The sequence below is a fragment of the Pseudomonas sp. RP-B7 genome (assembly GCF_059803535.1).
The window spans coordinates 60,696-76,063 of sequence record NZ_JAPFHC010000032.1 but is presented as its reverse complement, the minus strand read 5'-3'; the positions used below and the strand labels follow the sequence as shown (position 1 = coordinate 76,063).

Annotated in this window: 11 protein-coding genes and 1 tRNA gene; 6 read left to right on the top strand and 6 right to left on the bottom strand. The window is 60.5% G+C overall.

Annotation, left to right across the window (positions count from 1 at the left end):
- Positions 1-256: 256 nt before the first annotated feature.
- The 5 genes from OPU96_RS23670 to OPU96_RS23650 all read left to right on the top strand — a co-directional run bounded on the left by OPU96_RS23670 (position 257) and on the right by OPU96_RS23650 (position 9,024).
- Complete coding sequence (locus OPU96_RS23670) at positions 257-1,270, top strand: iron ABC transporter substrate-binding protein (protein WP_226456032.1); 1,014 nt, start codon at positions 257-259, stop codon at positions 1,268-1,270.
- Positions 1,271-1,309: 39 nt separating this feature from the next.
- Positions 1,310-2,863 carry an ABC transporter permease gene (locus OPU96_RS23665; protein ID WP_498559791.1) on the top strand — a complete coding sequence of 518 codons (1,554 nt, stop codon included), beginning with the start codon at positions 1,310-1,312 and terminating at the stop codon, positions 2,861-2,863.
- Positions 2,860-3,927, top strand: a complete 1,068-nt coding sequence (locus OPU96_RS23660) for an ABC transporter ATP-binding protein (protein ID WP_498559790.1) — start codon at positions 2,860-2,862, stop codon at positions 3,925-3,927. Before OPU96_RS23665 ends, OPU96_RS23660 begins: the two co-directional genes overlap by 4 nt.
- A 313-nt stretch (positions 3,928-4,240) precedes the next feature.
- Positions 4,241-5,809 carry a sensor domain-containing diguanylate cyclase gene (locus OPU96_RS23655; protein ID WP_498559789.1) on the top strand — a complete coding sequence of 523 codons (1,569 nt, stop codon included), beginning with the start codon at positions 4,241-4,243 and terminating at the stop codon, positions 5,807-5,809.
- Positions 5,810-5,886: 77 nt separating this feature from the next.
- On the top strand, positions 5,887-9,024 hold the full coding sequence (locus OPU96_RS23650) for a DEAD/DEAH box helicase (RefSeq protein WP_498559788.1): 3,138 nt from the start codon (positions 5,887-5,889) through the stop codon (positions 9,022-9,024).
- 24 nt (positions 9,025-9,048) lie between these two features.
- Here the strand turns inward: OPU96_RS23650 and OPU96_RS23645 are convergent, their stop codons facing one another.
- Both OPU96_RS23645 and OPU96_RS23640 read right to left on the bottom strand, forming a co-directional pair.
- Positions 9,049-9,591 (bottom strand): thioesterase family protein, encoded by a 543-nt coding sequence (locus tag OPU96_RS23645; protein ID WP_226456182.1) that lies wholly within the window; start codon positions 9,589-9,591, stop codon positions 9,049-9,051.
- A 296-nt stretch (positions 9,592-9,887) separates the two neighbouring features.
- The gene (locus OPU96_RS23640) at positions 9,888-10,679 is read right to left on the bottom strand and encodes an EAL domain-containing protein (RefSeq protein ID WP_498559787.1); all 792 of its coding nucleotides are present in this window, start codon (positions 10,677-10,679) and stop codon (positions 9,888-9,890) included.
- Between the two features lie 239 nt (positions 10,680-10,918).
- On the opposite strand from OPU96_RS23640, the gene OPU96_RS23635 reads away from it, so the two are divergent.
- A complete protein-coding gene (locus OPU96_RS23635; RefSeq protein WP_498559786.1) occupies positions 10,919-11,932 on the top strand; it encodes an AraC family transcriptional regulator in 1,014 nt (337 codons plus the stop codon).
- Positions 11,933-12,141: 209 nt separating this feature from the next.
- Here OPU96_RS23635 and OPU96_RS23630 read toward each other — a convergent pair.
- The 4 genes from OPU96_RS23630 to gacA all read right to left on the bottom strand — a co-directional run bounded on the left by OPU96_RS23630 (position 12,142) and on the right by gacA (position 15,337).
- A tRNA-Gly gene (locus tag OPU96_RS23630) sits at positions 12,142-12,217 on the bottom strand.
- Positions 12,218-12,277: 60 nt separating this feature from the next.
- Positions 12,278-12,838 (bottom strand): CDP-diacylglycerol--glycerol-3-phosphate 3-phosphatidyltransferase, encoded by a 561-nt coding sequence (gene pgsA, locus OPU96_RS23625; protein ID WP_003232771.1) that lies wholly within the window; start codon positions 12,836-12,838, stop codon positions 12,278-12,280.
- 32 nt (positions 12,839-12,870) lie between these two features.
- Positions 12,871-14,694, bottom strand: a complete 1,824-nt coding sequence (uvrC, locus tag OPU96_RS23620) for an excinuclease ABC subunit UvrC (protein ID WP_192300387.1) — start codon at positions 14,692-14,694, stop codon at positions 12,871-12,873.
- Between the two features lies 1 nt (position 14,695).
- Positions 14,696-15,337 (bottom strand): response regulator transcription factor GacA, encoded by a 642-nt coding sequence (gene gacA, locus OPU96_RS23615; RefSeq protein ID WP_032886613.1) that lies wholly within the window; start codon positions 15,335-15,337, stop codon positions 14,696-14,698.
- Between the last annotated feature and the right edge of the window lie 31 nt (positions 15,338-15,368).

The window sequence follows — 15,368 nt, the reverse complement described above, 5'->3', positions numbered from 1 at the left end:
CTTGCCCGCGAAGGCGGTATGCCAGTCGCCAAAAATGCCAGCTGACCCACCCTTTCGCAGGCAAGCCAGCTCCCACAGAGAAGCTCCAGCGTCTGATAGCCCTCATCACAATTGTTAACCGTTTCTTTGACGTTTTTTTCTCATCTGCCGCTCTACATTCGCCGCGCCCAAACATGCAAATGATTCCTATTGGTCTAGGCTCAATCGACCACTAGCGGACTTCCCGTGCAGTTATAAAAACCGGAGCGCTCACCGCATGACCAGCCGTCTTCCTTCCTTTATCAAAAAAGCCCTGCTCGCCACTGCATTGGTCAGCGCGGGGCATGTGTATGCCGCTGATTCGGTGGGCATCGTGGTGTACAACGCCCAGCACGAAAGCCTGACCAAGGCTTGGGTCGAAGGGTTTACCCAAGAGACCGGTATTCCGGTGACTATCCGCAACGGCGATGACACCGAGATGGGCAACCAGATCGTGCAGGAAGGCGCCGCCTCTCCGGCCGATGTGTTTCTCACCGAGAACTCGCCAGCCATGGTGCTGGTGGACAACGCCGGGCTGTTCGCGCCGGTGGCACCGACCACCCTGGAGCAGGTAGACGCCGCTTACCGTCCGGCCCATGGCAAGTGGATTGGCATTGCCGCGCGTTCGACGGTGTTTGTGTACAACCCAAGCAAGCTCAACGCCGGCGACTTGCCGAAATCCCTGCTGGACCTCGCATCACCAAGCTGGAAAGGCCGCTGGGCCGCGTCCCCGGCCGGGGCCGACTTCCAGGCCATCGTCGCCGCTGTGCTGGAACTCAAGGGCGAAGCCGCGACCCTCGATTGGCTCAAGGCGATGAAAGCCAACGCGGCCATCTACCGTGGCAACAGCGCGGTGCTCAAGGCTGTCAACGCAGGCCAGATCGACAGCGGCGTGATTTATCACTACTACAGCTTCGTCGACCAATCCAAGACCGGCGAAAACAGCAAGAACACCCAGTTGCACTACTTCAAGCACCAAGACCCGGGCGCATTCGTGAGTATTTCCGGCGCCGGTGTATTGGCCTCCAGCAAACACCAGGAACAGGCCCAGGCCTTCGTGAAGTGGATCACTGGCAAAGATGGCCAGGCGATCTTGAAAGACGGCAACTCGTTCGAATACGCCGTTGGCCAGAACGCGCAATCCAACCCCAAGCTGGTGCCGCTGGCGCAACTGGACGCGCCGAAGGTCGACGCCTCCAAGCTCAACAGCAAAAAAGCGGTTGAACTGATGACCCAAGCCGGACTGCTCTGATTGTTGCCTGAAACGTCCCTCCCCGGCATTGCCCACGCGATGCCACACAAACGCACCCACGGCCTGTTCAGAGGCCGTGGGGGTACGTGGGTCACCGGCCTGTCGGTGCTGGTTTCGCTGCTGGCGCTGTTGCCGATTGCGTTTGTGATCGGGGTGTCCTGGCAGATCGGCTGGGCGCAGATCGAGGCGTTGGTGTGGCGGCCACGGGTCGGCGAGTTGCTGGTCAACACCGTGCTGCTGGTGATGTTCACCCTGCCCCTGTGCATTGCGCTCGGCGTGGCCCTGGCGTGGTTGACCGAACGCACCAACCTGCCCGGCCGCCGCGCCTGGTCGCTGCTGGCGGTTGCGCCGCTGGCGGTGCCGGCGTTTGTGCACAGTTACGCGTGGGTCAGCCTGGTGCCGTCGATCCACGGCTTGCCGGCCGGTGTGCTGGTGTCGGTGATTGCCTATTTCCCATTTCTGTACCTGCCGGTGGCGGCGACCCTGCGCCGGTTGGACCCGGCCATCGAAGACGTGGCCGAATCCCTGGGCCTCAAGCCCTGGGCGGTGTTCTGGCGCGTGGTCTTGCCACAGCTGCGCCTGGCGATCTGCGGCGGTGCGCTGCTGGTGGGCCTGCACCTGCTGGCCGAATACGGCCTTTACGCGATGATTCGCTTTGATACCTTCACCACGGCGATTTTCGATCAATTCAAATCCACCTTTAATGGCCCGGCCGCCAATATGCTCGCGGCGGTGCTGGCCCTGTGTTGCCTGGCGATGCTCACCGCCGAATCCGCCGCGCGCGGCCATGCACGGTATGCGCGGGTCGGCTCCGGCAGCGCCCGCGAACAACGCACCGTGCAACTGAGCACGAGCACCACCCTGCTCGCCCTGACCCTGCAAGGCGTGACCTGCGCGTTGGCCCTTGGCGTGCCGCTGATCACCCTGGGCCAGTGGCTGGTCGCCGGTGGCGCGCAGGTCTGGCAGTTCGACGAGCTGCTGCCGGCACTCCTGCAAACCGTGCAACTGGGCGTTGCTGGCGCACTGTTGACCACCTGCGCGGCGGTGCCGATCGCCTGGCTGTCGATTCGCGCACCGGGGCGCTTGCAACGCCTCCTGGAAGGCTGCAACTACATCACCAGTTCGCTGCCCGGCATCGTCGTTGCGCTGGCGCTGGTCACGGTGACCATCCACTTCGCCCGGCCGATCTACCAGACCACCATTACGGTGCTGCTCGCCTACTTGTTGATGTTCCTGCCACGGGCCCTGGTGAGCCTGCGTGCCGGTATCGCCCAGGCGCCGGTGGAGCTGGAAAACATGGCGCGCAGCCTCGGCCGTTCGCCGGGCCGCGCGTTGTGGCTGATCACCATGCGCCTGGCCGCACCGTCCGCTGCGGCGGGTGCGGCGCTGGTGTTCCTGGCGATCACCAACGAGCTGACCGCCACCCTGCTGCTGGCGCCCAACGGCACCCGCACCCTGGCCACCGGTTTCTGGGCGATGACCAGTGAGATCGACTACGCAGCAGCAGCCCCTTACGCGCTGATCATGATCCTGTTGTCACTGCCGTTGACCGGCCTTCTCTACCACCAATCCAAACGCACGGCAGGCCGATGAACGCCCTCGAACTGAACGCACTCTGCAAATCCTTTGGCACCCAGCGTGCCCTGGCGGATGTCAGCCTGTCGGTGCCCACCGGCAGCCGCACCGTGATTGTCGGGCCGTCCGGCTCGGGCAAGACCACCTTGTTGCGCATGATCGCCGGCTTTGAATTTCCCGACTCCGGCAGCCTCACCCTCGACGGCCAACCGCTGGTCGACAGCACCCACGCCGTGCCGGCCCATCAGCGCCAGATCGGCTATGTACCGCAGGACGGCGCACTGTTCCCGCACATGACGGTGGCCGACAACATCGGCTTCGGCCTGGCCACCCAGGGCCAAGCGCGCCACACACGCATCGCCGAATTGATGGACAGCGTGGCCCTCGACGCCAACATGGCGCGGCGCTGGCCCCACGAACTGTCCGGCGGCCAGCAACAGCGCGTGGCGCTGGCCCGCGCCCTGGCGCAACAACCCCGGCTGATGTTGCTGGATGAACCGTTCTCGGCCCTGGACACCGGGCTGCGCTCGGCGATGCGCAAGATGGTTGCGCGGCTGCTGAGCGACGCGGGTATCACCACGATCCTGGTGACCCACGATCAAAGCGAGGCGCTATCGTTCGCCGATCAACTGGCAGTGATGCGCCAGGGCCGCCTGGTGCAATCGGGCCATCCGATGGACCTGTACCAATACCCCGTCGACGAGCAGACCGCGTTGTTTCTCGGCGAAGCCGTCGTCATGCCCGCAAGGATCGAAGCCGGCTGGGCCCACTGCGGCCTGGGCCGCGTGCCAGTCGACAGCAAGCTCGACCACGAAACCTCGCGGATCATGCTGCGCCCGGAACAACTGCAACTGAGCGCCAGTCACGATAGCGGCTGCCGTGGCGTGGTGACTGAACGCGAATTCGGCGGCAATACCTGCACGCTGACCGTGACGCTGCCCGCCAATGAGTTCGCGCCCGGCCAGTCAATCCTGGTGCGCAGCTCCGGCCTGCAGGCGCCGCCCAACGGCAGCGTGGTGCACCTCACCACCGTGGGCTTGGCCCATGTCCTGAAAAAAACCGCGGCCCTCAGTCCCAGCTAAGTTTCGTGCCGTACCTTCTCCCCTGCGCCAACCACCGCGCAGTCAAGGAGAGGTAAGCCCGATGAATGCCACAGCAGCCCGTTGGCTGAACAAAGTACCCGAGGTGACGCTGTCCTTCTGGGTGATCAAGATCTTGTCCACCACCGTGGGCGAAACCGGCGCGGATTAAGCTACCGTTGCCAGCCATGCGCGTACGTATCATCATCCACGCCGCAAACGGTTACCCCCCCGTATTCCCCCTCATTGTTGAACCGCTTAGCCATTGAAGCTGTTGTCTTGCGTTATTGCAGAGCAGCACCACAAGGACACGCACATGCTCGGACGCAAACAGCCAGATGCCAAGCTGGCTGGCCCCACAAGCCCCACGCCCATCAGCGCCGGGGCCGCATTCCACCTGACGGTGAGCTTCATGCTCGCGGTGATCCTTGCGTTCCTGGCCGTGGAAGGCTGGCGCACCTGGCGGGACTACCATGCAGCGTTCGCCTCGGCACGCGACTCCGTCACCAACCTCGCGCGGGCCACTGCGCAGCATGCCGAGGATGCCATCCGCCAGGTGGATGTGTTGACCGCTGCGCTCAGTGAACGGGTGGAAGGCGACGGGTTGCACAATATCGATGTGCCGCGCATCCACAATTTGCTGGTGCAGCAGGCCAAGCTGATGCCGCAATTGCATGGCTTGTTTATCTACGGCCCGGAGGGTGACTGGATCGCGACGGACAAGGAGGTCCTGCCCGAGCCTGCGAACAATGCCGACCGTGATTACTTCCAATATCACCGTACCCACACCGATCCCAATGTGCGCATCGGCGCGGTGGTAAACAGCAAGTCCACGGGGGATTTGATCATCCCGGTTTCGCGTCGGTTGAATAACCCTGACGGCTCATTCGCGGGGGTATTGCTGGGGACGATCAAGGTCAGTTATTTCGTCGATTACTACGGCGATTTCAAAATCGATGACAAGGGCGCGCTGGTGCTGGCCTTGCGTGACGGGACCATCCTGGTGCGACGCCCGTTCATCGCCGCCGTGGTGGGCAAGAGCCTGACCGCGAGCGAGATTTTCAAGCGTTACCTGCCGATGTCCAACGAGGGTGTCGCCGAGGCCAGGGCGGTGGTCGACGACACTGAGCGCTTGTATGGCTACAGGGCCCTTGCCGCATATCCGTTGGTGGTTGAAGCGGGGCTTTCCCGCGAGTCCATCATCGCGCCGTGGCGTTGGGATCTGTTCAAGACCGGCTTTGTGCTGTTCTTCCTGATTGGCGCGTTCACCGTGTTCGGGCGGGTGGTGTTGAACCAACTGCGCCGGCGCATGGTAATGGAGGGCGAGCTGCGCCTGGCCCATCAGTCCATGCGCGACATGGCCTTGACCGACAGCCTGACCGGGCTGGGCAACCGTCGACGCCTGGACAGCGCGCTGCTGGACGAGATTCGCCAGGCCATCCGGCAGCGCTCGACGCTCTCGTTGATCATGCTCGATGTCGATTACTTCAAGCGCTACAACGATACCTATGGCCACGCGGCAGGCGACGATTGTCTGAGTGCAGTGGCTACCGCAATCTTGCAAGCGGTCAAGCGACCCGGGGACCTGGCGGTCAGGTATGGCGGGGAAGAATTTGCCGTGCTGCTGCCGAACACCGATAACCCTGGCGCCGCGACCGTCGCCCGCGACATCCTCGACGCCATTCGCGCAATGGGCATCGAGCACAGCGCCCACCCACTCGGCCATGTCACGGCCAGCGCCGGGATCGCCAGCGTTCAGCCCACCGGGCAACACGTCACGCCGGCCAGCCTGATCACGGCGGCGGACAAGATGCTTTACGCGGCCAAGCAGAACGGCCGCGACCGCTGCTGCAGTGCTTCGGATGAGGAGGGGCAGCCGGTTTAGTGCAAAGCACTCGCGGCGCACCGTGCCTGTTATCCTACGCATCAGGATTCCAAGCCAGAGTGCTTTCAAGGACGTAAATGACTGCGCAAAACACCGTGCGCTATTGGCACGCCGTCGAGTTGCTGCAACCCCAAGCCGCACCCAAGCTGAAAAAGCGCGACAGCGACTACCAGCCGTATTTCCAGGATGTGCCCTCCAGCGCCCAGATCCTGCCGTGGATGCCAGCCAACGCGCTGAGCCGGCAACGGCTGCCGCCCAAACGCACCTGGAGCCACACCCTCTACGCCCATCTTTACGACAACCTGGATGTGGCTCGCCAACTGGAGCGGCTATTCGGTGCTGACCAGGGCTACAAGGAGCCGCAACGGCGCACTTCGGCGCTGTTCGCATTGAAGTTCAATGACCGAGGCATGATGCTGGCCGACAGCCTGGTGCTATCGAGCGAGGCCTGGTTCGTCGGCTGCGCCATCCACCGCAAGGATTGGACCCGCGGTTTCGACGAAGCCCAGCAATCCCTTCGCGAACAGGCCAGCCGTTTGCTCGGCGGCGTGGTCCTGGCCGCGGACCTGGAGCGCCTGACCACCTGCGTACGCCAAACCTTGGGCCTCGATGCATTTTTCGGGGATAAACCACGTACCCACCGCTTTCGCTCGGCGCCAATCAACCCGGAAAAACCCGAACAGGAAGACGATCCGCTCAACAGTTTCCTGCTCAGCGACCTGGCCGACGTCGCCGACGCCCTGGCGCGCGGCGAAAACAGCCAGCCACTCGCCCGCTATCTTAGCCAGCATGACGCCAGCCAACGACTGCATCTGGATCAGCCCGGCGCGGACCTGGCGCTGATCGACCGCTTGGCCCCGTCACGTTATGCCGCCGGCTGCTGGCCGGCCGAGCGCCATCTGGGCCTGGTGCACTCCCAGCAACTGGCGGTCAACAGCCTGCTGCAAAACCTGAGCAGCGACAGCGGCGTGATGGGCGTCAATGGCCCGCCAGGCACCGGAAAGACCACCTTGTTGCGCGACTTGATCGCCGCCGTGGTGACCCAGCGCGCCGATGTCCTGGCCTCGCTGGGCAAGGCATCGGACGCCTTCGTCAAGAATGGCCGGGAATCTGCCAATGATGGCGGTCGGGAGCGCTTCGCTTACGTGCTGGACCCGCGCTTGTTCGGCTTCGAAATGGTGGTGGCCTCGTCCAACAATGGCGCTGTCGAGAACGTTACCCTCGAACTGCCTCAGCGCGACAAAGTCGACCCTTCCTGGCTGCCCGACGCCGAGTACTTCAGCGAACTGGGCGAGCTGATCAGCGGCAAGCCGGCCTGGGGCTTGATCTCGGCAGCGCTGGGCAGCAAATCCAAACGTTCACAGTTCGTCGACCGTTTTTTCTATGGCAACGGCGGGTCCACGCCCGACACCCCCAGCCCAGAGGACGTACCACCGCCCAAGGGTATGCGCGAGTGGTTGAGTGAACAGGCACAGCAGATGAAGCTGCTCACATCCGCCGACAAGGCCAGCCACTGGCGTGCGGCCGTCAAACAGTACCAGGACGCCAAAGACGCAGAGCGCTCATTGCGCGCTCAAGCAGACGACATCCTGGAGCGAATCCAAGGCGTTATCAGTGCCAAGGCGCGCGTCAAACAACAGGAACATGAGCGCCAGGCACGACTGGCTCAACGGCGCAGCCTCGATGGCGAACAAGCCGCGCTGGAATCACAGCAGCTCCCCCCCACCCGCGAACACCTGCAACGTGCCCTCCTGGCGCTCGAAGCGCACCTGGCAAAAAAACCCGGGCTGCTCGTCAACCTGCTCAGCCTGTGGGGGGCACACCGTACCTGGACCGCCCACCAACGCGTGCTCGTTGGCACCCATATGCTGGCGAAGGATGCCTTCGACAGCGTGCAGCGCCAGCTGGAACGACTGCGCCTGCAACTTGGCCAGCTCAATCAGCAGTTGGCGGCCGACGAACAGGCTATTGACGAAGCCATACGCCACGCCTCCTTGCAGATAGACAAGGCCCGCAGCGTTGCACAGGCGGGTCAAGCCGAGCATCTGCTGACCTGGCTGGAGCAAGGCCAACTGGGCAGGGGCACACACATCGAGCTGCGCGAACCCTGGATTCTCGAAGGATGGCGTCAAGCACGGGCAAACGTCTTCATCGAAGCGCTGAAGCTACACCGCACATTCTTGCAGATTGAAGCCTCACGCCTGGGCTATAACCTGAGCTTCATCACCAGCCTGCTGACCGGCGGCCGTTACCGTGGTGTATCCCAGGCCGTGATACGGTCGGCTTGGGCTTCGCTGTTCATGGTGGTGCCGGTCCTCAGCAGTACCTTCGCGTCGTTCGCGCGCTCGTTCGGCAGCCTGGGTTGCAGTGAGATCGGCTGGCTGCTGGTGGATGAAGCTGGCCAGGCAACCCCGCAGGCCGCGGTCGGCGCCCTGTGGCGCGCACGGCGGGCGGTACTGGTCGGCGATCCGCTGCAATTGGAACCTATCGTCACCGTCTCCGACGCGGTGCTCGAACATATGCGCACCCGCTATCACGTCGACGCGCATTGGCTGCCTAACCGACAGTCCGCACAGACCCTGGCCGACCACGCCACACCCTGGGGCCGAATGGCCGGCCCTCAGGGCCAGAAATGCTGGGTCGGCCTGCCACTGGTGGTACACCGTCGTTGCGATCGTCCGATGTTCGACCTGGCGAACCGTATTGCCTACGACGGCGCCATGGTCTACGGCACCATTGCCCCGTCTGCGGCCAAGGAAACCCCCGCTCGCCTGCTCACCGGGTGGGTGCATGCCAGCGGCCCGTCTTCAGGCAACTGGGTCGATAACGAAGGCCACGCCCTGGATCGCCTGCTCAGCGTGCTCGAGGCCGACGGCGTGCCGCCCGGCAGCATTGCAGTCATCACCCCTTTCCAGGATGTCCGTAATCAACTCAAGGACCGCGATCTCGGCAAGCGCGTGCACGGCACCATTCACACCATGCAAGGCAAGGAAGCTGCGGTGGTCATCCTGGTACTGGGCGGTAACAGTGAAAACGGCGGCGCACGCAATTGGGCCGTCTCACAACCCAACCTGCTCAACGTCGCCGTGACCCGAGCCAAGCGCCGCCTGTATGTAATTGGCGACCGCAGCGACTGGCAACAGCGCAATCTGTTCTGTGACGTCATGGAGTTGTTACCTGCCCTTCACCCGGTGACTGCCGACACGGGCGCATGAAAGGCGAAAAGCGTTTTACAAACGTCACAATGCCTCTTCGTTTCGCAGTTGTTGGCGCATGTCATCACAGGCTTTCGACCAATCCGTAAGCCATTGCGGCATGCCTGGCGAATCCTCTGGCAACCCCAATTCGCGGCAGAAGGCAGAAGGTGAAATGGTGCCTTCTGCCGAGCGAAACAGACCGCGCATCACGACAACGGCAACCACGCGTTTGCGACTGATAAATCGATGCTCGAGGTAGCTCCACTTCGCGTCCCAGCCAAGCATCCTCGTATGGATTTCGAAAGACTCGAAAAGCTTCAGTTCACGGCGAAACTTACCCCAGGTGTCTCCAACGATAGGCAACGCCTTGGCACGCAACGCGACCCGAAATGCACCGCTGCGCAGCACATAGTCCATTCGGGCCACATCGGCCAGCGTGAAGTATCGACCGTTGGTAACGTGGCGATTGAAGTCCAGATCCAGAGGCCAGACCCGCAGGCGGGTTACGGTGGTTGCCAACCCGTCGACAGGTCTACGCCAAGGTCTACGAAAAAGCAGGAATAAAAGCCGAAACCAGAGATTCATATGCGCCCGGATGTCTGAATGAGCAAAAAACTTTAGAGCAATGCGAGGCACTCAGATATGTCCGAAACTGACTGTTTTCATCCAAGGCGCACAATTGGGTTTGCACGGGTCAGAAGTACATCTACCGTGCCGGCCGGTTAGACAGTGGTCAAACAAGGCTGCTGGAAACGTTCATTGCCGCACCAGGCTAGCGTGTGACCTGGTCCTGCTCTTCCGAGGTTTTCAACTTTCTCAGGTACCTCAACAAAAGCCCCAACTATTCAAAAATCAAAAATCTTACGCACACAACAAAACGCTTATATTTTATTTTCAACCCAACAAGGCGTCTTAATACTCCCGGGGAAAAGTGCTGGTTTACCCAAGTAAAATCCCTGCGCCCAATCAGCACTTGCCGCCAGAAGTCTTTGACGATCAGCTGAGCGTTCGACACCCTCTACAATCACGCAAGGCGCCAATGTCTTGCATAGTTTTACAAGGTGTTCGAACGTGTCACTGGCACGCGTACTTTCCCGTGCTCGGTGCAAGTACCCCATGTCAATTTTTATAATGTCCGGTTCAGCATCACGCACAAACGACAGCGTACTGAAACCTGCGCCAAAATCGTCGATTGCTATTCGACCGCCCAAGCGACGCATACGCAGGACGAAATCAACCGATGTGTCGCAAGAGGAGATCGACGAACTTTCGGTGATTTCGATAATCAAGCGCCGGGCAATATCAGGCTCGCCTCGCAGGGCATCAAGAATGGGCTCCCATAGAGCGTCCAGCGTCGCACTCTGCGCAGAAATATTGCACCCCAAGCTGATTTCTGGATGGGCCCGCAGCGTTTTTATGAGACTCATCACGACATAACAATCAAGCAAACGAATGGAGCGTTGCGCCTCAAGTATAGGAAAAGGGTTGATATTCATCCGACCACTGACATGCCGCAGCAAACCTTCATGGTACAAAATACCGGCCGCGCCCACAGCCATAATAGGCTGAAAGGCAAGCCTGAAATGTTTACGCGAAAGTTGCTTATAGAACCAGCGTACGAATTCAGCCTCTTTATTTTGCGTCAGACTACAAAAGTCCAATTCCGAGCTCATGAAACCCCACTAACTTGAGCGCTCTGCCCGATCCAAATATTGGCAACAACCTCCCCTGCATCAATTATTACAGCCGCTTGGCTGTAAGGTGCATCCATCACCCAGCAGAATACTCACATCAAAGTTTCAATTTGGACAGTGTTCCCAGATACCATTATCATGTCCGCACACACCGACATAGATAGAGTATTTACTCTGACGTGTTCATTATCGGCTCACGTGAGTGGCGGACGTCAAAGATGCGCAGCATTTCAACAGCTATTTTTGCACCTTTCGTACAAGCACTCGCTCAGAACGGCATTCAGGAAGACCTCATATTCCGCCGCCTCAATGATCTGGTTGAACTCGATGTTTCAACAGCGCATCGCATTGAGTTGGCAGCTGTTTATAACATTCTTGATCTCGCTGTCGAACTCACCGGAAACCCGGAAATTGGACTTGACGCGTATAGTTATAGCCATCTCGGCAGCCTGGGTGCTGCCGGGTACGCAATCATGTCCAGCCCCACTCTGGGAGTAGCTATAGAAAGAGTGGCCAGCTATCACCCTCTTGCCACCGACGGTTCCAGGATCACCGTAGAACGACACACAGGCGTGATACGCGTGAGCGGTTTCGAGGAGGGAATGCCTCATCTTCCGGCCCCTCGATCATTCCTGGATGCCGGTGCAGCACTGTTTATAGGCTTGATGCACTGGTTGGTGCCCCACGTAAAGCCACTGCCCTTGGCAGCGCACTTTCCGTATCCAAAGCCTGCAGACACTCAACGACTCGAGCAGATGTTCAGCTCCGATCTGAGTTTCAACGCCCCTCACATAATGCTCATCTTCAGCAGTGAAATTTTCGATCTGCCCTTGATCACCGCAGACCCCGCACTGGAACTCATCCATTGCCATTACGCCGATGCACAGTTGAGGGCGATCAATGGCTCACCCGAGTTGCAGATACGTCGATACTTATCAGACGCCATGCCCCGTGGAGAGCCATGTACCTTGGAAATGGCGGCCGCTCATCTCGGTAAAAGTGCAAGAAGCCTTCAGAACGCGCTGGAAAAGGAAGGCACAAACTTCACTTATCTCCAGGACGAGTGTCGCCGTCTATTAGCCCGTACGTTACTGCTCGACTCTTCGCGCAGCCTCAAATACATAGCCCTCACCGTCGGCTTTCGCGAGCTCAGCAGCTTTCATAAAGCCTGCCTACGCTGGTTCGGCGCGTCGCCGGCGCAGTTGCGCGAGGCCAAACACATTCAGCCTTGAAGAATACAGCGCAAGAGCACATTGCATGTGTGCGCCCTTGCGTGCCATCCAAGTGCTGAGCACCAGTCAGAACGGTATTTCCCCGTCAATATTTCCCACCACATTCGCCTGTCCCCACCGAAACTTTCCAACGAAAGAGGTCGAACCGCCCACTCGCTAAATCGCAGGCAAAAAAAAGCCACTCGTTAGAGTGGCTTTTTCATAATGCTTGGAGCGGGAAACGAGACTCGAACTCGCGACCCCGACCTTGGCAAGGTCGTGCTCTACCAACTGAGCTATTCCCGCTTGGTGATGCGCATTCTATAGAATTCTTGAAGCCCGTCAACCTCTTGATTCAAAAAAGTTTTATTTCTTTTCAACGGTGGTGCGCAGATGAGGCCAGGCAGCGCGTAAATACTGGAGCATGGACCACAACGTCAGGCCCGCCGCGATCAGCAGCAGCGCGTAGCCAGTCAGCACCCAGAAGGAGAAGTCCGATGGGTTGGCCAGCAGGATGACCAGCGCGAGCATCTGCGCGGCGGTTTTCCACTTGCCCATGTTGGACACCGCGACGTGGGCGCGGGCGCCGATTTCGGCCATCCATTCGCGCAGGGCCGAGACGACGATCTCGCGGCCGATGATCACGGCGGCCGGCAGGGTCAGCCACAGGTTGCCATGTTCCTGCACCAGCAAGACCAGCGCCACCGCCACCATCAGTTTGTCGGCCACCGGATCGAGGAAGGCACCGAATGGCGTGCTTTGCTCCAGGCGGCGCGCCAGGTAGCCGTCGAGCCAGTCGGTGGCGGCCGCAAAGGCGAATACCGAACTGGATGCGGCATAGCTCCATTCGTACGGCAAATAGAACAACAGAATGAAAATCGGAATAAGCAGGACGCGTAGAACGGTAATCAGATTAGGGATATTCATCGGCACAACTGGCTACGAGGTGGAAAGGCATTCTATTCGCTATGCAGATTCGCATAAATCAACTCAGCGAGCTTTTTACTGATACCGGGAGCTTTGGCTATTTCGTCAATGCTGGCACGGGATAGCTCCTGCAAGCCACCAAAATGTTTAAGCAAGTCGCGACGTCGCGTCGGGCCGACCCCCGCCACCCCTTCCAGGGTTGAGGTTCGCCGGGTTTTACCACGGCGGGCACGGTGCCCGGTGATGGCGAAACGGTGGGCTTCGTCGCGGATTTGCTGGATCAGGTGCAACGCAGGTGAGTCGCCCTTCAAAGTGAACTCATGGGCGGCATCATTCAAGTACAACGTTTCGAAACCGGCCTTGCGTGTGGCGCCCTTGGCCACGCCGAGCAGGATCAGGTCAGGCACCGCCAACTCGTTGAGCACGTCACGGGCCATGGACAACTGGCCCTTGCCACCGTCCACCAGCAGGATGTCCGGCAGCTTGCCCTCGCCGTCCTTCAATTTGCTGAAGCGCCGCGTCAGGGCCTGGTGCATGGCGGCGTAGTCATCACCGGCGGTGACGCCTTCGATGTTGTAGCGCCGGTAGTCGGACTTGATCGGCCCTTCCGGCCCGAACACCACGCAGGACGCCACGGTGGCCTCGCCGCTGGAGTGGCTGATGTCGTAGCACTCCAGGCGCTGTGGTGGTTCGTCCAGGTTGAGGACTTCGGCCAGCGCATCGAAACGTGCGGCGACGTGCTGTCGATTGGCCAGGCGCGCGCCCAGGGCCTGTTCGGCATTGGTCACCGCCAACTGCTGCCAGCGCGCGCGGGTACCGCGTACACGGTGGCTGATGTCGAGCTCACGGCCGCGCAGCTCGTGGATCGCCTCGATCAGTGTCGGGAAGTCTTCGTGCACCACGTTGACGATCAGCTCGGACGGCAAGTCGCGTTCGGGGCTACTGACGTAGTACTGGCCAAGGAACGCGGCCATGACTTCGGCCACTTCCTCATCGATACCGGTCTGCGGGAAGAAATTCTTGCTGCCCAGCACACGCCCACCGCGCACGCTGATCAGGTGCACACAGGCGCCACCGGGGTTGACGAAGGCAGCGATCACGTCGACGTCACCAGTGCCGCCTTCCATGCTTTGCTGGTCCTGCACGCGACGCAGCAGGGAGATCTGGTCACGCAACTCGGCGGCGCGCTCAAAATCCAGGGTGCTGGCGGCCTGCTCCATCGCGGCGGACAGCTCGTCTGTGAGCGCATTACTGCGTCCTTCAAGGAACATCACCGAATGGCGTACATCTTCGGCGTACTCGGCCGGCTCCACCAAACCCACGCAAGGCGCCTTGCAGCGCTTGATCTGGTATTGCAGGCACGGCCGGGTGCGGTTCTTGTAGAAGCTGTCTTCGCACTGGCGCACAAAAAAGGTCTTTTGCAGCAAGCTCAGGCTTTCACGAATCGCCCCGGCGCTGGGGTACGGCCCGAAATACTTGCCCTTCTGCTTCTTCGCACCGCGGTGAATGCTCAGGCGTGGGAAGTTGCCGTCGGACAAAAACACGTAGGGGTAGGATTTGTCGTCACGCAGCAGGATGTTGTAGGGCGGCCGCCATTCCTTGATCAGCGTCTGCTCAAGCAACAGCGCTTCGGTTTCATTGGCGGTGATGGTGGTTTCGACCTGGGCGATGCGTGCGACCAACGCTGCTGTCTTGGGCGCAAGGCCGCTCTTGCGAAAATAGCTCGCCAGACGGTTCTTCAGGTTCTTGGCTTTACCGACGTAAAGCAGGCGCGCCTCGCTGTCGAACATGCGGTACACGCCGGGGCGGCCACTGCAGGTTGAGAGAAAGGCACTCGGATCGAACGGCGTGGTCATGTCAGGCGCTGGCGTCCACCATGCCGTGGCGCACTGCGAGCAGGGTCAGTTCAACATCACTGCTGATGGCGAGCTTCTCGAAAATGCGATAGCGGTAGGTGTTGACGGTCTTGGGCGACAGGCACAGCTTGTCGGAAATCGTCTGCACCTTCTGGCAACCGACGATCATCAAGGCGATCTGGATTTCCCGCTCAGACAGCGCATCGAACGGCGAATCGCTGACCGGCTGGAAGGATTTGATCGCCAACTGCTGGGCAATCTGCGGGCTGATGTAACGCTGGCCGGCAAACACCAGGCGAATGGCTTGCACCATCTCGGCCAGGCCGGCGCCCTTGGTCAGGTAACCCGCCGCCCCCGCCTGTAGCAAACGGGTCGGAAACGGATCTTCCTCACACACCGTCACCACCACGACCTTGATGTCCGGATGGCTGCGCAACAATTTGGTCGTGGCGCCAAGACCGCCGATGCCAGGCATCTTGACGTCCATCAACACCACATCGGGTTTCAACTCCCGAGCCTTGATCAGGGACTCTTCCCCGGACTCGGCCTGGCCGACTACTTGCAGGCCATCGATGTCAGCCAGCATTCGTGTAATGCCTGTACGAACGAGATCATGGTCATCGACTACTAGCACCCTAATCAAGCAGACACCTCGCGATATGGTCTTATAGGTT

What these genes read in the sequence shown, in the direction of transcription:
- OPU96_RS23670 (WP_226456032.1), top strand. Translation starts at nt 257, where the DNA reads ATGACCAGCCGTCTTCCTTCCTTTATCAAAAAAGCCCTGCTCGCCACT.
- OPU96_RS23665 (WP_498559791.1), top strand. Translation starts at nt 1,310, where the DNA reads ATGCCACACAAACGCACCCACGGCCTGTTCAGAGGCCGTGGGGGTACG.
- OPU96_RS23660 (WP_498559790.1), top strand. Translation starts at nt 2,860, where the DNA reads ATGAACGCCCTCGAACTGAACGCACTCTGCAAATCCTTTGGCACCCAG.
- OPU96_RS23655 (WP_498559789.1), top strand. Translation starts at nt 4,241, where the DNA reads ATGCTCGGACGCAAACAGCCAGATGCCAAGCTGGCTGGCCCCACAAGC.
- OPU96_RS23650 (WP_498559788.1), top strand. Translation starts at nt 5,887, where the DNA reads ATGACTGCGCAAAACACCGTGCGCTATTGGCACGCCGTCGAGTTGCTG.
- OPU96_RS23645 (WP_226456182.1), bottom strand. Translation starts at nt 9,591, where the DNA reads ATGAATCTCTGGTTTCGGCTTTTATTCCTGCTTTTTCGTAGACCTTGG.
- OPU96_RS23640 (WP_498559787.1), bottom strand. Translation starts at nt 10,679, where the DNA reads ATGAGCTCGGAATTGGACTTTTGTAGTCTGACGCAAAATAAAGAGGCT.
- OPU96_RS23635 (WP_498559786.1), top strand. Translation starts at nt 10,919, where the DNA reads ATGCGCAGCATTTCAACAGCTATTTTTGCACCTTTCGTACAAGCACTC.
- pgsA (WP_003232771.1), bottom strand. Translation starts at nt 12,838, where the DNA reads ATGAATATCCCTAATCTGATTACCGTTCTACGCGTCCTGCTTATTCCG.
- uvrC (WP_192300387.1), bottom strand. Translation starts at nt 14,694, where the DNA reads ATGACCACGCCGTTCGATCCGAGTGCCTTTCTCTCAACCTGCAGTGGC.